At 41.6% G+C, this 18232-nt stretch carries 18 protein-coding genes; 4 read left to right on the forward strand and 14 right to left on the reverse strand.

Annotation, left to right across the window (positions count from 1 at the left end; translation table 11 throughout):
• Nucleotides 1-126: 126 nt before the first annotated feature.
• Complete coding sequence (locus tag ACVW2L_RS21555) at nt 127-1503, reverse strand: M20/M25/M40 family metallo-hydrolase (RefSeq protein WP_457130009.1); 1377 nt, start codon at nt 1501-1503, stop codon at nt 127-129.
• Between the two features lie 411 nt (nt 1504-1914).
• Between ACVW2L_RS21555 and ACVW2L_RS21560 the strand changes: the two genes are divergently transcribed.
• On the forward strand, nt 1915-3213 hold the full coding sequence (locus ACVW2L_RS21560; RefSeq protein WP_457130010.1) for an MFS transporter: 1299 nt from the start codon (nt 1915-1917) through the stop codon (nt 3211-3213).
• 234 nt (nt 3214-3447) lie between these two features.
• Here ACVW2L_RS21560 and ACVW2L_RS21565 read toward each other — a convergent pair whose 3' ends face one another.
• The 11 genes from ACVW2L_RS21565 to ACVW2L_RS21615 form a co-directional block, all read right to left on the reverse strand.
• Nucleotides 3448-5214 carry an ABC transporter ATP-binding protein gene (locus ACVW2L_RS21565; RefSeq protein ID WP_457130011.1) on the reverse strand — a complete coding sequence of 589 codons (1767 nt, stop codon included), beginning with the start codon at nt 5212-5214 and terminating at the stop codon, nt 3448-3450.
• Nucleotides 5215-5289: 75 nt separating this feature from the next.
• Entirely contained in the window at nt 5290-5853 is a 564-nt protein-coding gene (frr, locus tag ACVW2L_RS21570) for a ribosome recycling factor (protein WP_457130012.1), read from the reverse strand.
• Between the two features lie 111 nt (nt 5854-5964).
• A complete protein-coding gene (pyrH, locus tag ACVW2L_RS21575; protein WP_457130013.1) occupies nt 5965-6669 on the reverse strand; it encodes a UMP kinase in 705 nt (234 codons plus the stop codon).
• 166 nt (nt 6670-6835) lie between these two features.
• Nucleotides 6836-7687, reverse strand: coding sequence for a translation elongation factor Ts (gene tsf / locus ACVW2L_RS21580; protein ID WP_457130014.1), 852 nt, complete (start codon nt 7685-7687; stop codon nt 6836-6838).
• A gap of 95 nt (nt 7688-7782) precedes the next feature.
• Nucleotides 7783-8649, reverse strand: coding sequence for a 30S ribosomal protein S2 (gene rpsB / locus ACVW2L_RS21585; protein WP_457130015.1), 867 nt, complete (start codon nt 8647-8649; stop codon nt 7783-7785).
• 21 nt (nt 8650-8670) lie between these two features.
• Nucleotides 8671-9057 carry a 30S ribosomal protein S9 gene (gene rpsI, locus ACVW2L_RS21590; protein WP_377102230.1) on the reverse strand — a complete coding sequence of 129 codons (387 nt, stop codon included), beginning with the start codon at nt 9055-9057 and terminating at the stop codon, nt 8671-8673.
• A 23-nt stretch (nt 9058-9080) separates the two neighbouring features.
• Complete coding sequence (rplM, locus tag ACVW2L_RS21595) at nt 9081-9518, reverse strand: 50S ribosomal protein L13 (protein WP_294792728.1); 438 nt, start codon at nt 9516-9518, stop codon at nt 9081-9083.
• A 196-nt stretch (nt 9519-9714) separates the two neighbouring features.
• A complete protein-coding gene (locus tag ACVW2L_RS21600; protein WP_457130016.1) occupies nt 9715-10008 on the reverse strand; it encodes a type II toxin-antitoxin system RelE/ParE family toxin in 294 nt (97 codons plus the stop codon).
• Nucleotides 10005-10265 (reverse strand): hypothetical protein, encoded by a 261-nt coding sequence (locus ACVW2L_RS21605; protein ID WP_457130017.1) that lies wholly within the window; start codon nt 10263-10265, stop codon nt 10005-10007. Before ACVW2L_RS21605 ends, ACVW2L_RS21600 begins: the two co-directional genes overlap by 4 nt.
• A gap of 61 nt (nt 10266-10326) precedes the next feature.
• Entirely contained in the window at nt 10327-11289 is a 963-nt protein-coding gene (locus ACVW2L_RS21610) for an AAA family ATPase (protein WP_457130018.1), read from the reverse strand.
• Between the two features lie 19 nt (nt 11290-11308).
• The gene (locus tag ACVW2L_RS21615) at nt 11309-12688 is read right to left on the reverse strand and encodes a peptidylprolyl isomerase (RefSeq protein ID WP_457130019.1); all 1380 of its coding nucleotides are present in this window, start codon (nt 12686-12688) and stop codon (nt 11309-11311) included.
• 179 nt (nt 12689-12867) lie between these two features.
• Here ACVW2L_RS21615 and ACVW2L_RS21620 point away from each other — a divergent pair, with 179 nt between their 5' ends.
• The gene (locus ACVW2L_RS21620) at nt 12868-13362 is read left to right on the forward strand and encodes a hypothetical protein (protein ID WP_457130020.1); all 495 of its coding nucleotides are present in this window, start codon (nt 12868-12870) and stop codon (nt 13360-13362) included.
• A 1-nt stretch (nt 13363) separates the two neighbouring features.
• Nucleotides 13364-13945 (forward strand): non-canonical purine NTP diphosphatase, encoded by a 582-nt coding sequence (locus ACVW2L_RS21625; RefSeq protein WP_457130021.1) that lies wholly within the window; start codon nt 13364-13366, stop codon nt 13943-13945.
• A gap of 85 nt (nt 13946-14030) precedes the next feature.
• Here ACVW2L_RS21625 and ACVW2L_RS21630 read toward each other — a convergent pair whose 3' ends face one another.
• Both ACVW2L_RS21630 and ACVW2L_RS21635 read right to left on the reverse strand, forming a co-directional pair.
• The gene (locus ACVW2L_RS21630) at nt 14031-14381 is read right to left on the reverse strand and encodes a DUF5808 domain-containing protein (protein ID WP_457130022.1); all 351 of its coding nucleotides are present in this window, start codon (nt 14379-14381) and stop codon (nt 14031-14033) included.
• A gap of 45 nt (nt 14382-14426) precedes the next feature.
• Nucleotides 14427-16835, reverse strand: a complete 2409-nt coding sequence (locus ACVW2L_RS21635; protein ID WP_457130023.1) for an OstA-like protein — start codon at nt 16833-16835, stop codon at nt 14427-14429.
• A 52-nt stretch (nt 16836-16887) separates the two neighbouring features.
• Here ACVW2L_RS21635 and tilS point away from each other — a divergent pair, with 52 nt between their 5' ends.
• Complete coding sequence (gene tilS, locus ACVW2L_RS21640; RefSeq protein ID WP_457130024.1) at nt 16888-18231, forward strand: tRNA lysidine(34) synthetase TilS; 1344 nt, start codon at nt 16888-16890, stop codon at nt 18229-18231.
• Nucleotide 18232 lies beyond the last annotated feature (1 nt).

Here is an 18232-nt window from a genome sequence, read left to right on the forward strand (position 1 = left end):
TATATATCGTTGAAATATAATCTGTCATTCTGAGCGATAGCGAAGAATCTTAAATGCCTAAACGATGGGCAACTTTTCGCTTTTATAAGATTCTTCGCTATGCTCAGAATGACAAATGATACTGGCTTACCTCACCGGTTTCGGAAACACCGGCAAACTCTCATGCCCGTCTGCATCTACGGCTTGCACAGCAAAAAAGTAATTATCCTTCGAGTAATTGAGTGTGCTTGTATTACCCGTTATGTAGATCTTTTTTTCCCAATATGGATTAATAGTTTCGCGCATCAGAATATAATACCCGGCCGGTTTCTTCCCTGTTTTTGGTGTTTCCCACTTAAGCGTAGTGGTATTGGTTAAGCCTGATGTGCTTACGCCAACATTTCCCGGTTCTGGAGGCGCGATGGCCAGGTTAGCCAAAACCGATAAATTCATCCGCGCCACTTTTTGTATATAATCATAATCTGCAAACCCGGGCAGGTCGCCGTATTGAATGCCTTTTTCGGTGCGCAGGTCCTGGTGCTGGCGGGTAAAATCTTCATTCATTTCTGTCAGCCTTACCGCCGTAAAACCCTGGAGCTGAAACGAGGTTTGGTCGCCGCCCCTTAAAAACCTGTCGCGCCGGTAAACCAGTTTTACATCCAGTTGATCAACATAGCGTTCCGCTATTTCTTTAGTATAACGCGCCAATTGCCTTGAAGGGCTATCATTTTCGCCCCCGTTACCTATTAAATTACTTATCGCCGTAGCCACGCGGCGACTTGTATCACCACGAACTACCACGTCAATTGATGGTATTCCCTCGCTGAAAACGCGCACATGTGTATTATCCTTCAAATCATTGTCCTGCCCATGGGTATTGCCAACAATATCATTGTTCAGCATGGCATCTATGTTCCAGTTTTCATCTTTTGCACGTTTGGCTATATGTGCCGATCCGTTTAAAGCCTGTTCCTCGCCCGGCACTGCCATAAAAATGATGGTGGCGGGGAAGGAGCGCGTTGCCATAATGCGACAGATCTCCATAGACACTGCTGTGCCAGAAGCATCGTCAACCGCGCCGGGCGCTTCACCTTTACTATTCATGATGTTGGTTACCCGCGAATCATAATGACCGGATACAACATATACCCGGTTATCAGTAGCATCAGTCCCCTTCAATATCGCCAATATATTTTTTAAAACAGTTGGTTTGTCAAAACGCCCGCCTGCCGGTTGTGTAAAAGTGTCAAACTCCACTTTCATCCTTCCGTTTGATGATGCTGCATACTTTTCCATTTCGCTTTTTATCCAGTTGCGGGCCGCGCCAATCCCCTCGGTGGCGCTTGTGGTATCGCTAAGGGTGTGGCGCGTTTTAAAACTCACCAGTTTGCGCACTATTGCTTCAATGTTTTTTGACGATACTTCTTCAACCATTTGCTTTATGGCGGCATCTTGTTTAACAATAGTTTGAGAAAAGGCGGGAGCCGTTAAAAATAACAGCATGAGTATGTGCAGGCGCTTCATAGTTAATGTTATTGTATTGCCTCAATATCGCTAATATTCATGTATCGTCATATTTTATTTATTAGCTTTTGGTATTAATGCTTATGCACATTTTTTGGATTTGCTAACAGGAGTGTTTGAAAGATTTAAAAAGAAGCGTTGGATTGTGTGATTCCCTCGCTGCGGGAGGGTGCAGGGAGGGGTTTTAGCCGCTTTAATAACCCCTCCCCGCCACTTCACAGCCAACCGCACCCTTCCCCGGGGAAGGAGTTTTTAAGCAGAAGTTTAGTTTGGATTTGGATACAAGTTGTTGAAATATAGAATGACAAAAAAATCTTACCTCTTGGTTCTTGTCTCTTGAATCTCCCTTCAGTCATATTTTATTTATTAGCTCTTTCTCTTGACGCCTATACCGTAAATTTGCTGCAAGCTATGTCAGATACAGAATCCCTTCCACCGGTAAAAAAAGATCCATTTGCGGCCCTGCGTTTTAAAGATTTCCGCTCGTACCTGGGTATGCGTTTCTTTTTTACGTTTGCTTACCAAATGCAGGCCGTAATACTTGGCTTTTATATTTATCACCTTACAAAAAGCGCTTTTGCTTTAGGCTTAATTGGTTTAAGCGAGGCTATCCCGGCTTTGGGTTTTGGCTTATTTGGAGGATACATTGCTGATAAAAGTGAGAAAAGAAAAATGCTGCTGCTGGTTTTTCTGTTGGTCTTCTTTTCCTCGGCAGTGATATTCACTGTTACGCTAAAAGATGTAACAAATATTATTCATCAGGATTGGGTAGAGCATATTATTTATATCATGGTTTTTTGCAATGGTATTGCCCGTGCCTTTTACGGCCCGGCAGCATTTACTGTATTGGCGCATAGCGTGCCTAAGGAGCTTTATCCTAACTCAAGCACCTGGAGCAGTTCGGGCTTCCAGATCGCATCCATAATTGGCCCTGCCACCGGTGGGCTTATTTATGGTTTTTTTGGTATAACAGCAGCGTTTACCGTAATATTAAGCTTCTTGCTAATTGCCCTTACCTGTGTTTTCTTTCTGCGGAAATACCCACCCGTTTTTGTTCCAAAAGAAAGTATCTGGAAAAGCCTGTCAGAGGGGTTGCACTTTGTTTTTCATAATAAAATGATGATCAGCGCCATGAGCCTTGATCTTTTCTCGGTGTTTTTTGGCGGGGCCGTGGCTTTGCTGCCCGTTTTTGCTAACGAGATATTGAAGGTAGGAGCAGAGGGGCTGGGCATTATGCGCGCCGTGTCATCAACAGGTGCTGTGCTGGTTATGCTGGCTATGGCTCGTTTGTCGCCTATGGGTAAGCCCTGGCGAAATCTTTTGATTGCGGTTGCCGGTTTTGGCTTATCTATTATTGGTTTTGCGCTGTCGCGCAATTTTTACTTATCGCTGTTGTTCCTGTTTGCCGAAGGGGGATTTGATAGTGTAAGCGTTTTAATACGAGGCACCATTATGCAAATGCTCACGCCAGATCATATGCGCGGCAGGGTATCGTCGGTAAACCAAATGTTTATTGGCTCATCTAACGAGATTGGTGCTTTTGAATCAGGAACAGCGGCTAAGCTGTTGGGGACGGTGCCGTCCGTTATTTTTGGCGGTAGTATGACGGTGTTGATCGTTATTGTAACGTTCTTTAAAACAAAAAGACTGGTTCCTTTATCGCTTAATGAGATCCATACTCCGCATCAGGATGATCAGCCGAAAGCATAACTTTTGCTGTTGCAAAAGTGTTGCTTTTTTGTTGCTTTTCTGTTGCTAAAGCGTTGCACAACGCACCAATCAGTAATACTTTAATGTATTGATATGTAAGCACTTAAAACTTTTTTGTACAAAACCTACTCAAAATCAGTATTGCGAAAAAAACTGTAATATATTAATAATCAATTGATTAAACATAGTGTTGCACCGGGGATGTATTTTTGTGCAACACTTATTTATTATCGTTTATAAATCCTCTTCAACTGTTACTTTCTCGCCTATTTGCTGGCGCCACATAGCGTAGTACAGGCCTTTTTGCAGCAACAGTTCAGTATGCCCGCCTGATTCTATTATCCGGCCTTTCTCCAGCACATAGATCCTGTCGGCATGCATAATGGTTGACAAACGGTGTGCGATGAGGATAGTGATATGATCGTTAAAAACGGAAACATCTTTAATAGTCTCTGTTATTTCCTCTTCCGTAAGCGAATCCAAAGATGAAGTAGCCTCATCAAATACCAACAAATCTGGTCTGCGCAGCAAGGCGCGAGCTATTGAAAGGCGCTGCTTTTCGCCCCCTGATACCTTCACGCCGCCCTCACCGATTACAGTATCCAAACCGTTGCTGGCGCGGGCCAGTAATGTCTGGCAGGCAGCGCGCTGCAATACCGTCATACATTCCTCGTCGGTTGCATCAGGGCGTACAAACAGTAAATTCTCGCGTATGGTGCCAGAAAAGAGCTGTGTATCCTGCGTTACAAAGCCAACCCGCTCGCGTAGTTGGTCCAAATCTATTTCTTTGCTTAATACGCCGTTGTATAAAATGTCACCCTCAAGCGGTTGATACAAGCCTACTAACAGCTTAACCAAAGTGGTTTTACCCGAGCCCGACGGCCCTACAAAGGCAATGGTTTCGCCGGTACTGGTTTCAAAACTGATGTGGTTAAGCGCGTTGCGGTTAGCGGTAAGGTGCTTAAAACTAACGTTATCAAAGGTTAGTTTTTTGATCTTTTCAACTAATACAGGTTTTTCAGGCTTAGGATCAATTGGTGTATCCAGGATGCTTTTAAAATTACTCAAGGATACCTCTGCTTCGCGCCATGACTGGATCACGTTGCCCAACTCTTGTAACGGGTTGAACAGGAAGAAAGAATAGAACAGGAATTTCAGATAATCACCTGCTGTTAGCTGATCTTTAAAAATCAATACTAACAGTACTAATACCATGCAGCTACGCACCAGGTTAACAACAGTACCCTGAATAAAGCTCATGCTGCGCACAAATTTTACTTTACGCAACTCCAGATCCAATATCTTGTAGGTGGTTTTGTTGAGGCGCTCAATTTCCTGTTTAGCCAGGCCCAAACTTTTTACCAACTCAATATTTCTTAAGGACTCAGTAGTTGAACCAGCCAGCGCCGTAGTTTCACCTATTATTTTCCGTTGTATCGTCTTGATACGTTTGCTTAGCGCCATGCTCACAAACATTATAATAGGTATGGCACAAAAATAAACCAGCGTTACCTGGTAGTTTACTTTTAATGAGTAAACAATTACAAATATCATCCCTACCAGGCTAACAAATAACACGCTAATGAAAGAGGTAATAAACTTCTCGCTATCTGTGCGGACCTTTTGTAGTATACCCAAAGTTTCGCCGCTGCGCTGGTCCTCAAAAACCTGGTAAGGCAGCTCAAGCGAGTGCTTTAACCCATCGGCATACATTTCGGCACCTGTTTTTTGTACAATTATATTGGTGAAGTAGTCCTGAAAGTTTTTGGCTATACGCGATACCATGGCCGCGCCAATTGCCAGACCAATCAAGCTCAATGCGCCGTAAAAACGCTCATCAAAAGTGCGTATGATACCGTCTTTGGGTACAATGTACCTATCCATAATGGTACCGGTTATCATGGGGTCAACCAGCGAGAAACCTATATTAAGGCCTGCAAGTACTAAAGCCAGTACTACCGTCCACTGATGTTTTTTGAGGTAGGTTAAAAGTATGTTCATAAATTATATGTGCAAACATAAAAAAAGGGAATGGCTAAGTAGCTCATTCCCTTTTAATTTGACAATGCAGTTAAACTACACGGTCATTATGTCCTTTTCTTTAGCCTCAGATAGCTGATCTACTTTAATAATGTAGGCATCTGTCAACTTCTGTATCTCAGCTTCGCCGGTTTTCATTTCATCTTCTGATACACCTTCTAATTTTAATTTTCTGATCTTCTCGTTAGCATCCTTACGAATGTTACGGATGCCAATTTTACCGCTTTCTGCTTCGCCTTTTGCTTTTTTAACCAGATCGCGACGGCGCTCTTCTGTTAGCGGTGGTACGTTAATGCGGATGATAATACCATCATTTTGCGGATTAACACCCAGATTAGCCTCCATAATGGCTTTCTCAATAGGTACAAGTAACGATTTTTCCCACGGCTGAATTACAATAGTACGTGCATCGGGCGTGTTAACGCTGCCAACCTGGCTAAGCGGCGTAGGGCTACCGTAATAGTCTACCACAATATCATCCAACATAGATGGGCTGGCTTTGCCTGCACGGATCTTATTCAGTTCGTTATCGGTGTGATCAATGGCTTTGTCCATGGAAGCCTTTGCATCAGTAATTTGCTTTTTAATGAGTTCGCTCATTGGATTTTTATTAAAATTTGTCCAAAAATATAAAATAGGGGCAAGAATCAAGAAACAAGATGCAAGATTTATGATGCGGCAAAAAGGCCCGGTTCTCGATACCCACTTGTTCTACTTTACCAAAGTACCAATAGGCTCTCCGCTGGCTATCTTCATAAAATTGCCCTCTTTGTTCATGTCAAAAACTATAATGGGTAGCTTATTTTCCTGGCAAAGAGTAATGGCGGTCATGTCCATTACGTTAAGGCCCCTGTCATACACTTCCTGAAAAGATATTTCATCAAAGCGCGTAGCGGTTGGGTCTTTCTCGGGATCGGCAGTGTAAATGCCATCAACACGGGTTCCTTTCAAAACAACGTCAGCCTTCATTTCAATGGCACGTAATGAGGCTGCGGTATCTGTGGTAAAATAAGGGTTACCGGTACCCGCGCCAAATATTACAATTTTTCCTTCTTCTAAATGGTGCATGGCCCTGCGGCGGATATAAGGCTCGCACACCTGCTCCATTTTAATGGCCGATTGCAAGCGCGTTTCAACACCAACGGTTTCCAGGGCGTTTTGCAGTGCCATACAATTGATAACTGTGGCCAACATGCCCATGTAATCGGCCTGAGCACGATCCATGCCCGACTTTTCTGCGCTCAAGCCCCTAAAAATATTACCGCCTCCTACTACTATTGCTATCTCTATTCCTTGCTCGCGTACGCTTTTAATATCTTGTGCATATTGCAATACCTGCTTGTTGTCAATGCCGTATTGCTGGTCGCCCATTAAGGACTCTCCGCTAAGTTTTAGTAGGATTCTTTTATATTTCATATAGATGCTGTGGGTTTACCAAAAATATAGAATTAAAGTTACTGTTAAAATTTTATGTCGTATTTGTCAAAACATAGTGCCGTGTGCAAAACGCTCGCCATTCGATGTCGCAGCAGAAAATACGACAAAAAAAATCCCCCTCGTGTAAACGAGGGGGATAAAATATTTAAGCTCCTAAAGCTACCCGCTTAAAGGCGGTTACCGTAAGGCCCTTATCAATGCTGCTTAAAAACTGTGCAACATTTTTTGATGAGTCTTTAACAAACTCCTGGTTTAACAGGGTTGAGTCTTTATAAAATTTATTCAATTTACCGGCGGCAATTTTCTCAACCATTTCTTCTGGTTTGCCTTCAGCACGAATTTGATCTTTAGCAATTTCCAGCTCACGCTCAATAACTGTAGCATCAACGCCGTCTTTATCAACAGCAACAGGATTCATTGCGGCAATTTGCATTGCCACGTCTTTTCCTGCTTCATCAGCACCAGCAACTGCAGCACTTAAGCCCACCAATACACCTAAACGGAAGTTACCGTGTATATAGGCTACAACTTTTTCGCCTTCAATAACTTCGTATTTTGATACGCCAATTTTCTCGCCAATTTTACCTGTTTTTTCAATACAAGCTTCTGCAATAGTAGGGCGTGAGTTTTCAATGTCAATAGAAAGCTGATTTAACTCTTCTAATGATTTTGGATTTTGCTCTACCGCTTCGTTAGCAATCGCGTTAGCAAAAGCAACAAATTCTGCATTTTTAGCAACAAAATCTGTTTCGCAGTTCAACTCGATAATAACACCGCGTTTTCCATCAGCAGATGTGCGTGCAATCACAACACCTTCGTTTGATTCGCGATCCTGACGGCTGGCAGCTACTTTAGCGCCTTTTTTTCTTAAAAAGTCAATGGCTGCTTCAAAGTCGCCGTTAGTTTCGGTCAAAGCTTTTTTGCAATCCATCATACCGGCACCGGTTTGCTGGCGTAATTTGTTTACATCAGCGGCAGATATTTGTACTGTAGACATTTTGTATTTATGTTTTAAAAGTTGAAAGTTGCAAGTTGTAAGCTTTAGGCGTAAAACTTACAACCCATAACTTACAACCTACAACTCTTTAATAATTATTCTTCAGAACCTTCAGCAGCAGGAGCTTCGTCTTCTACTGCGGCAGTAGCTTCAACAGCACCTTTACGCGCTCTTTTGCCTTCGCCGGCAGCGGCAGATCTGTCTGCAACTTCAGGGGCATCAGCTTTCGCTTTAGCTTGTGCTGCTTCTTTTTCTGCTTCGTCGTCTTTCTCGCGTTTACGTTCGTCTAAACCTTCTTCAATAGCTTTGATTATAATACCAGTGATCAATGAAATTGATTTAGTAGCATCATCATTCGCAGGGATAGGGAAGTCGATGTTTGAAGGATCAGAGTTAGTATCAACCATTGCAAAGGTTGGGATATTTAACTTTAATGCTTCAGACACTGCAATGTGCTCTTTCTTAACATCAATCAAGAAAAGCGCAGCCGGTAAACGGTTAAGGTCTGCAATGCCGCCTAATAAACTTTCCAGTTTAATACGCTCACGCTGTATCATCAGTCTTTCTTTTTTAGAAAGGTTGCTGTAAGTACCATCTTTAGTCAATTTATCGATGTTAGACATCTTTTTGATAGACTTACGTACAGTTGCAAAGTTAGTTAACATACCACCCAACCAACGCTCGGTGATGAAAGGCATGTTTACACCTTTTGCATATTCAGCAACAATATCTTTCGCTTGTTTCTTTGTAGCTACGAATAATACCTTGCGGCCTGATTTTACAATTTGTTTTATAGCTGCAGCAGCTTCTTCAACCTTTGATAAGGTTTTATTTAAATCGATAATGTGTATACCGTTGCGCTCCATGAAAATGTACTGTGACATTTTCGGATCCCATTTGCGGGTAAGGTGACCAAAGTGTACACCAGCATCCAGTAACTCTTCATATGTTGTTCTTGCCATTGTGTTGTTCTCCTTAAAATTTTAACGTTTACTGAATTGGAATCTCTTACGTGCTTTCTTGCGTCCTGGTTTTTTACGCTCAACCATACGCATATCGCGTGTCATTAAGCCCTTGGCGCGTAGCGCAGGTTTCTTATCAGCATCAAGTTCAACAATAGCTTTAGCAATAGCTAAACGAACAGCTTCTGCCTGTCCTTTAACACCACCACCAGCTACATTTACCTTAACATCATATAATCCGGCTGAGCCAGATACTTCTGTTGATTGAGTAACAATGTATTGCAATGGCAATGTTGGAAAGTATTCTTTGTAATCTTTACCGTTAACGGTAATAGCACCACTACCATCAGTAAGGTAGATACGTGCAACGGCGGTTTTTCTTCTGCCTGAAGTGTTAGTTGTTGGCATTTTTCTTTTTCCTTAGTTAATGATTAAATAGCTTTTGGGTTTTGTGCTGCATGAGGATGCTCGGCACCGGCATATACATGCAGATTGCCAAATAATGCTTTGCCCAAACGATTTTTAGGTAACATACCACGCACAGCTTTTTCAATTACACGTGTTGGATGTTTTGCCATTAACTCCTTAGGAGAAATGAAACGCTGACCGCCCGGGTAACCGGTGTAAGAAACATATTGCTTGTCGCTAAATTTGTTTCCGGTAAGCTTTACCTTGTCTGCGTTGATAACTATTACATTATCTCCACAGTCTACGTTTGGGGTAAATTCTGGCTTGTTTTTTCCACGAATGATCATTGCGATCTTTGTAGACAAGCGCCCCAAGATCTCGCCTTCAGCGTCAACAACAACCCACTGTTTGTTAACGGTTTTCTTGTTGGCAGAGACAGTTTTGTAACTTAACGTATTCACTTGCTTTAAATTAATTTAATAAAATGTTTATTTCACCCTACTTTTTAGGGACTGCAAAGATACAGTTTAAAGTTTTATTTGCAAGGGTGATTTAAGGATAATTTATGCGAAAGCTATAGCTGGTGCTTCTGCAGCAATAGAGCATGGTTTTTTCGGTTACTTTTAACAATCTGTATGAGTGATAATGCTTATGGTATTACCGCCGCTTTCTCTTAGGATGACGACTCATGTGGAAAATTGATACAATGATTATAATATTAAGCTTTTGCTCAACCTTAAATACCAACAAAAATGGAAACCTTTCAGTAATTGCTTCATGAAACCCTTTTTTACTTTCGTAGTGAAATGGGCTTTCTTTAATAAGATCGATCTTTATAAAAACTTCTTTTTCAAAGTCTTCCCCCAAGCCGAATAATTGTTCATCATACCACGCTGACGCATCGGCTAATTCTTTGCGAGCTTTGAGCGATAGTTCAACAATATAAGTCACTTTGAAACACCTGCTTGACGATCTTTTCTCTGCTGATTTAAATATTCTTTAACTTCTTCAAGATTGTAGCCACGGTCTATACCTGCCTCCCATCGTCTGTACCGCTCATCTAATTCAGCCACAAATTCTACGTCCTCTGACCAATCTGTAACAGGATTCATCTGCTCTTCCAGCAAAGTGTAAAGCGCTTTGATTTTTTTATCATCCGCCTCACTGATGTAATGGTATAGTTTTTCTTTTATAGCAGCTACAGTCATAACAATGCCTTTTAATCAAAAATACAAAATTACTTGATTACGTGTTATAAGAAATCAGTTGTTAAAACAGCTGGGCAACAATGTCATCAGTAGTAAGCCCTTCTGCCTCCGCATGATAGCTGCGTACTATACGGTGCCCTAAAATTGGTTTGGCTACGGCCTGCACATCTTCAATATCAGGCGAGTATTTGCCATTAATAACCGCATGGCATTTAGCGCCCAGTATTAAAAATTGAGATGCGCGCGGGCCTGCACCCCAGTTAAGCAAACGGCCGATCTGCGGAGCTGCGAATTCGCCGCCGGGGCGGGTTTTAGCTACCAGTTTAACTGCATATTCCAATACATTATCTGCAACCGGAATATTGCGCACCAGTTGCTGAAAGTAAATAATTTGCTCAGCATTAAGTTGCTTGGTCACTTCCTGTTTTAAGGTGCTGGTTGTGTTACGTACTACTTGTATTTCTTCGGCAAATGATGGGTAGTTAAGTGATATCTTAAACATAAACCTGTCCAATTGCGCCTCGGGCAGCGGATAGGTTCCTTCCTGTTCAATGGGGTTTTGGGTTGCCAGTACAAAAAATGGTTGCGCCAGTTTGTGGGTAACACCTGCCGCGGTAACAGATTTTTCCTGCATGGCCTCTAACAACGCAGCCTGTGTTTTTGGTGGGGTACGGTTTATCTCATCAGCCAAAATGATGTTTGAAAACACCGGGCCCGGAATAAATTTAAAGTTTCTGTCTTCGCCCAATATTTCAGCACCAATAATGTCTGAAGGCATTAGGTCGGGCGTAAATTGGATACGGTTAAAATCCAGGTCAAGTACTTGCGATACAGTTTGAACCAGCAAGGTTTTTGCCAACCCGGGCACGCCCACCAATAAGCAATGGCCGTTGCTGAAAATAGAGATCAGTATAAACTTAACAACCTCGTCTTGTCCCACTATAACTTTACCTATTTCTGTTCGTATTTGCTGGTACGCTTGTTTTAGGGCATCGGCGGCCTCTACGTCAGATCGGTGTTGCATAGTGTTAAAAGGGTTTTAATTATTTGATTGAAGCGGTTACAGTAGACCAGCCTTGCAATTGTGGGCACTGCTGGTATTCTTTTTCTATTTTTATGTAATTTTCTTTTCTTTTTTTCTCAAACCACTCGCTCATCACGCGGTTCATTTTGGCAGCATTGGCCATGGCCTTAATTTTCGGATAATCCTGTTCCAGATTAGCTTTATGCGCATCGGTTACCGATTTTAGGTAATAAAGGCGATAAGAAGTTTTACCTGTATTCTGATCGCGGTATGGTTGTGGTTTTGATATATCTCCCACTTTCATTGAGTCAACTATTCCGGCAATCTGTTTGTCTAACCTGTCTGTAGGTATAAAAGTAGTTCGTACATCAACGTTGTCCGGATTCAATAGCATCCCGCCGTTATACTTTGTTTCTTTATCATCAGAAAATACGCTTGCTGCGCTGGCAAAAAACTCGCCCTTACTTTTACTATCTGTTATTAATTTGTAAATAGAATCAGCTTTTGCTTCCGCCCGTTTAACGCTTGCCTCAGTCATTTTTGGAACAATCAATATATGTCGGGCATGCACATTCTCGCCCCTGCGTTCTACAACCTGTAGAAAGTGAAAGCCAAAATCACTTTCAAATACCGGCGATACTTCGCTCGCTTTAAGTTTAAATGCCCAGGCAGAAAATTCTTTTACGAAGCCACTACGGTCGTTAAAGCCCAAATCGCCACCGCTTGGCGCAGAACCCGGATCTTGCGAGTAAAGTTTGGCAAGGGTAGCAAAGTCGTCGCCTTTTTTAAACTTATCTAATAGATCTTGTGCTTTTTTACGGGCATCTTCTTTTTCTTCCTTTGAAAGTTTTGGGTCAAAAACTATCTGTCCTACTTCTACCTCCTTATTAAAAATTGGTAAACTATCTTTCGGAATCGCGTCAAAAAACTTCTTTATATCCTGCGGGGTGGTATTGATCTTTTCAGTTATCTTACTACGCATACGTTCAGCCAGCATAGCATCTTTAATGTCGCCACGAAGCTCATCCTTGTATTGAACTAATGATTTGTTAAGGAATTTCTCAAGATTTTCCTCGCCACCGGCTTGTTGTATACTGCGGCGCATACGGCGGTCTATCTCATTGTCCACCTCATCACTTTTTACCTCAATACTATCTATCTGCGCTTGATGATTAAGCAATTTTTGCGAAACAATTTGTTGTAAAATACTGCATTTTATATCCTCGTTAGGCGGGTTTCCCTGTGATAAGTAAAGGGAATACTGAAGGTCTAAATCAGATTTCAGAACAATATTGCTACCCACAACAGCCACTATCTTATCCAGCACCTGCTTTTTCTGCGCGCTGGCGGCCGTGGTAAACAAAACAAAACTTATAATAACTACTGCTATCTTTCTCATGTAAAAATTAATATGTACCTACTGCAACAAATCTGTTCAATAAACGCCAATTTTTGGCAAATCTTGTTCACTATAAAACGCCTTAAATGGAGCGCAAAGATAATGCAGATTTATAATTGTGCGAATATGCCGATAAAGCTTCAAACACTTTAACTATTTTTGGTTAAAATTTGTTAAAAGTGAAAGTAGAAGACCCTGCCGCGTTTCGGTTCATAATAAACGAAGATATCTATTTGCTACCCGAGGATAAAGAACTTCAAAGTAAAAAAGTTGTTAAGGAAGCTGAAAGCTTGCCTTTTAGCTTCAACTACGAGGGAAAGAACAAGAAGAAATTTTTGATTTTGACCCATTACACCGAACATGAGGCTATTTATGCCCCACATTATACTGCTTTAGAAGCTATTCTTTCGCGAAAAGGCTATCAGCCTGACGATGTTGCGATACTGAATATAGCCCGGAATGATGCCGATATCCATGCCATAACCAGTTATTTCGCCCCTGAAAAGCTGCTTATTTTGGGGGATAAAGCCATTCCCGCTGCTATGTCTGCGCCGGAGTTTAACCGCCTACAATTGATATCCGGCTGCAATACATTGCTTAGTTTTTGTTTTGATGATATGATGGAAAGTACGGATAATAAGCGCGCTTTCTGGGAGCAAATGAAAAATCTTTAATATGCAGCAATTAGTTTTTGCTACCAATAACGCCCACAAACTTACCGAAGTGCAGGCTGCCGTAGCCGGCAAAATTAAATTGCTGAGCCTTAATGATATCTTGAGCCACGATGATATTGCCGAAACAGGCTCAACGTTCAAAGAGAACGCATCTATTAAAAGCCATTTCATCTACAATAAATACAGCATAAACTGTTTTGCTGATGACAGCGGACTGGAGATTGATGCCCTAAACGGCGAGCCCGGTGTTTACTCCGCCCGGTATGCGGGCGAGCACGGTAATCATGCAGCCAACAACGCCAAAGTACTTAAGCAGTTGGAGGGTGTTACCAACCGTAAAGCGCGTTTTATTACTGTTATTTCGCTGATATGGGATGGGAAGGAATATTTTTTTGAAGGAACTGTAGACGGCATTATACTTACAGAATTGTCGGGCAATGAAGGGTTTGGGTACGATCCCATTTTTCAGCCGGATGGGTATGACATTACTTTTGCAGAGATGAGCCTTGGCCAAAAGAACGCTATAAGCCATAGGGGCAAGGCAGTAGAAAAGCTGGTGGATTTTTTGAATAAAAACTCGTAATAAAATGTTTGTAGCGTAGCAGGTAGGGTGCTACACCTGCTACACAGTATACTCTGTAGGTAATTATTTATACTTTAGTGCTTGCCTAATTCGGTATTTCGCTTTTACTTTCCTCAAACGAACGTAAAACACTATACAAAGCTATTAAGGCAATTAGTCCCAATACAGTGTAGCTCCAGCTATTTGCAAAGTTTAAGGTCCAGCCCAAACCATCGCCGCGTGGTATAAATACCCTTGAATCTGCTATATTATAGTAAATAAAGCCGGCTATATAATGGTTGTTGCTATTAAATAGATGTTCTGAGTTTGATATCAGTTTGATTAGACACGCAATAGCGCCTATTATGCCAACCGTAATGACATACCAGCGGACGTTCTTAGAGCGGGGCTTCTTGTTCTTATTTTTATTTATCAGATCAACGTAGTCTGGTTCCATCGTATGTACGCACTAACGCATGTTAAACCTATAAATAAAATAAACTTAATTACTTATTATCGTCTCATAAGTAACCGGTTTTGGTGGTACTGTATCTTTAGTCGCCGGTGCACCTGGTTTATCGGTAACTGGCTTTGCAGGCGGATCTTTAACATTGCCTTTATTTGAGGTAGAAACTGATCCTTTTTTATCGGGTGTCTTAACAGCAACCGCAGTTGCTTTTAGCTTGCTGCCGTTGCCTGTGATAGCCTCTTTAGTCTGTGGGCGTTCTTTAGGTTTCCAGATAAATGCCTTTAAAATTTTATCGTCCTCTTTAACCTTATTGATGGGGTTCGCCTTGTTTTCGGTATTTCCGTAGGTGTTGGCACGATTAAGCTTGCCATTTTTAAAATTGGCCTTAATTACATTGCCTAATGATCTCGACATTTCTGTAACCACATGCTTAACAGTATCGCGGTTAAAATAAATCGTCTCGGCATTGCCTGTAACTTCCATAGTGTTTAGGCGGCTATCTTTAAAAGTACCATGGATTTTTTTGCCTCCAACCTGGTTAAAATGCAGCGAATCGTTTTTTTCAATGTTTACAATAAATCCGTTAGGGAACAGGTCGATATTGTCAATCTTTTTATTTTTCATTTGCAGGGCAATGGTATCGCCGGTCAATTGCGAACCTTGCGTCCATATAATAGGCGTAACATACATTCGTATGGTTGAATCGCTTGCACTATAGTACATGGAATCAGCTTTAGCCTGCAGGTCAGATTTAAAGATTTTGGCGGCGTGGTACCCCATTATGATCCTGATCCTTGCAGTATCATTTAACATTTTGGCTTTTAGCGCTGCCGAATCAATTTTAGCTGTATTAGTTTTTGCCACAGCAGGTTTTGCCACAGCAGGTTTTTTTGGCGGAGCAGCCTTCGCCACTGGTTTAGGCGCAGGTTTCCTTGGCGGCCCAAAAAAATCAGCATGTATAAAACTGGTATCTTTTGGAAACGGCGGGGGTGTTATTTTTAAAACTTTGGGCAATGTAGCCTTGGTAAGCATAACAGATTTTGGTCTTTTTGCAGCTGTTGTATCAGGGTTATCTAAAAGATAGCGCGCAAGTTTCATTTCTCTTTCTTGCTTTACCGTAATAACACGCGTTACAATGGTATCGGCACCCATATACATAGAATCTACTTTGGCGTTAGCCTGCCGGTCTGCCGAATCTTTTAAAGCAACGGTTTGCGTAACCTGTTTTTGTGTTTGCGCAACTTTGGCAGTTTGTGGCCCGGCCTTTTGTTGTGCCGTTTTCATAACCGAATCTGTAACCGCTTTTAAGGTTAATTTGCTGACAGCAGGTATTTTAGCCGGATTTGCTTTTTTTATCACAGAATCGGTTATCGCCTTTAAAGTAGGCTTAACACGTGCCGAGGCAGTAGTTTTAAGAGTGGCGGGTTTTGAATTTGACACAGTAGCCGCAGGTACTGTTTTTTTTACCACGATGTCTTTTTTACCGACTGATAAAGAATCTTTTTTAATTACTTTGGCTATAGAGTCTGCCGGAGCTTTGTTTTTAGAACTATCCTGCGTTACAAAAATAACATAGGGGTTTTCGGTAATTCTGGCTGTTTCGCTGTCTTTATAATACTCGCCCAGATGGCCCTTTATGGTAACCCGCTGCTCTTTATCATCAAAAGTTACATTTTTAACAGCCCGGCCATAGCCTTTTAATCTATCGTAAAAAAGACTGTCGCCTTTTAACGTTTTACTGCCCTGTGTGTATAGGTTTTTTTTGCCGAAGAAAGCCTGTTCCGGTATTGTTTCGTACCGCCCATCTTCGGTATACAGCACATCCTTGTCTTTGGTGCCATAAATATTGGTGGGCCCGTAAAACCACGCAATCCTACTGCCCGAATTATACTTTAGCGTATCGGTTTTAATAACGGCATCCGTAGTATTTAGTACTACGTTATACTTAAAATACGCATCGCGGCTACTTGCAAAATAATACCCGTTTTTACTTGTCAACGTGTTTTCTTTGTTGAAAAGCTTCCCTCCGCCTGTGTAAGTACCAAATTTGGTAGCTGTGTTGTAAGTAAAAAAATCGGTTAACAGGGTGGCATCCTTGTCAACCATTTTAACGTTGCCCGTTAAGGTGGCTAATTTTGTATTGCCGTCGTAATGTAACTTATCCGCAAAAATGTGTAGCGTATCACCTTGGTTAATAACAACATGGCCGTACGAGTCAACCATATTTTCATCAGCATACCACAACGAACTATCTGCAGTTAGCGTAGAGTAATCTTGCTGAAATACCCCCTTTTTGGTTTTATAAACCACTTTGCCATCTTTGGTTTTGTCTAAACCACCGCTTTCCGAAAAAATAAGCTTTACTCTTGATTTACCTGATTGTTGTGCCCAACCAACCCCGGCCATTAGTATTAAAAGAAGACTTAAAACGTACTTATTCACAGCAGCAAAATTAGTTTTTTGCAGGGGGTTATTAAATTAATAATTTTGATGCATGCTGCCGGTCCAAAAATTCACCAATTTTATCGAACAATATTGTCTTTTTAAGCGTGATAGCAATTTGCTGGTTGCTGTTAGTGGCGGTATTGATTCTGTAGCAATGGTGCATCTTTTTAAAACGGCAGGTTATAAATTTACCATAGCGCACTGCAATTTTCAACTACGGGCCGAGGCCAACGCTGATGAAGAGTTTTGCCGTAATTTAGCCTTGCAATATCAGACGCCTTTTTGCAGCACAAGGTTTAATACAGAACATTACGCCGTCACCCGCAAAATTTCTATTCAAATGGCAGCCCGCGAGCTACGTTATGAATTTTTTGAACAAGTAGCCCGCCAGTATAACCACACCTGCATTGCCTTGGCGCATCACCAAAACGATACAATTGAAACAATATTGTTAAACCTGGTGCGGGGTACAGGTATTGCGGGTATGCACGGCATTTTACCCCAAAATGGCAACCTTGTACGCCCCATGCTCTGCTTTACCCGTAAAGATATTGAAGAAATAGTTGCCCAAAATAACTTGACCTACGTTGAAGACAGCTCTAACGCATCGGTAAAATATGCGCGTAACAAAATACGTCATCAAGTTGTGCCAGCACTAAAAGAACTTAACCCTTCGCTGGAACATACGTTTGAAAACAACCTTAAACATTTTAGAGAACTGGAGCAGTTGCTTGAACTGCGGGTGGAAGAAGTGAGACAAAAATTATTCAGTTATATAGGTACGGAGATCCATATAGCTGTTGACGAGGTTAAGAAACTGCTCCCGCAACGGCTGTTGTTGTTTAAATTGTTGCAGGGTTACGGCTTTAGCGAGCACGATGTTGATGATATAATTGCAAGCCTTAACAAGCATGCAGGCAGAAAATTTGAAGTTAGCTTTGGCTACCTTTTGGTGCTTGATAGGGGAAAGCTGATCCTTACCAAAAAAATTCAGGAAGCACCTTCCGTCCTGATAGCTGATACGGATAACACTTTAATACACGGCACCTTTAAGTTAAATGTTACAAAAAGCGATGAGCCGGTGGTTATTAAAAATAACCCTTTAGCCCTTTCTGTTGACAGCGATAAACTTGAATTTCCGCTATTATTGCGGTATTGGGAGCGAAGCGATCATTTTTATCCGCTGGGGATGCATGGAAAGAAAAAAGTAAGTGATTTTTTTGTTGATCTTAAAATTCCGCTGCACTTAAAAAAAACTATTCCGTTATTAGTAAACGCAAACGGTGATATAATATGGATAGCGGGCTACCGGCCCGACGAGCGATATAAAGTGACGAATAACACTAAAAAAGTAACTATATTCGAATTGTTGCCGATAGGTGAGTGCGAATAAT

The sequence above is a fragment of the Mucilaginibacter sp. HD30 genome (assembly GCF_054061755.1).

What these genes read in the sequence shown, in the direction of transcription:
- ACVW2L_RS21555 (WP_457130009.1), bottom strand. Translation starts at nt 1,503, where the DNA reads ATGAAGCGCCTGCACATACTCATGCTGTTATTTTTAACGGCTCCCGCC.
- ACVW2L_RS21560 (WP_457130010.1), top strand. Translation starts at nt 1,915, where the DNA reads ATGTCAGATACAGAATCCCTTCCACCGGTAAAAAAAGATCCATTTGCG.
- ACVW2L_RS21565 (WP_457130011.1), bottom strand. Translation starts at nt 5,214, where the DNA reads ATGAACATACTTTTAACCTACCTCAAAAAACATCAGTGGACGGTAGTA.
- frr (WP_457130012.1), bottom strand. Translation starts at nt 5,853, where the DNA reads ATGAGCGAACTCATTAAAAAGCAAATTACTGATGCAAAGGCTTCCATG.
- pyrH (WP_457130013.1), bottom strand. Translation starts at nt 6,669, where the DNA reads ATGAAATATAAAAGAATCCTACTAAAACTTAGCGGAGAGTCCTTAATG.
- tsf (WP_457130014.1), bottom strand. Translation starts at nt 7,687, where the DNA reads ATGTCTACAGTACAAATATCTGCCGCTGATGTAAACAAATTACGCCAG.
- rpsB (WP_457130015.1), bottom strand. Translation starts at nt 8,649, where the DNA reads ATGGCAAGAACAACATATGAAGAGTTACTGGATGCTGGTGTACACTTT.
- rpsI (WP_377102230.1), bottom strand. Translation starts at nt 9,057, where the DNA reads ATGCCAACAACTAACACTTCAGGCAGAAGAAAAACCGCCGTTGCACGT.
- ACVW2L_RS21605 (WP_457130017.1), bottom strand. Translation starts at nt 10,265, where the DNA reads ATGACTGTAGCTGCTATAAAAGAAAAACTATACCATTACATCAGTGAG.
- ACVW2L_RS21610 (WP_457130018.1), bottom strand. Translation starts at nt 11,289, where the DNA reads ATGCAACACCGATCTGACGTAGAGGCCGCCGATGCCCTAAAACAAGCG.
- ACVW2L_RS21615 (WP_457130019.1), bottom strand. Translation starts at nt 12,688, where the DNA reads ATGAGAAAGATAGCAGTAGTTATTATAAGTTTTGTTTTGTTTACCACG.
- ACVW2L_RS21625 (WP_457130021.1), top strand. Translation starts at nt 13,364, where the DNA reads ATGCAGCAATTAGTTTTTGCTACCAATAACGCCCACAAACTTACCGAA.
- ACVW2L_RS21630 (WP_457130022.1), bottom strand. Translation starts at nt 14,381, where the DNA reads ATGGAACCAGACTACGTTGATCTGATAAATAAAAATAAGAACAAGAAG.
- tilS (WP_457130024.1), top strand. Translation starts at nt 16,888, where the DNA reads ATGCTGCCGGTCCAAAAATTCACCAATTTTATCGAACAATATTGTCTT.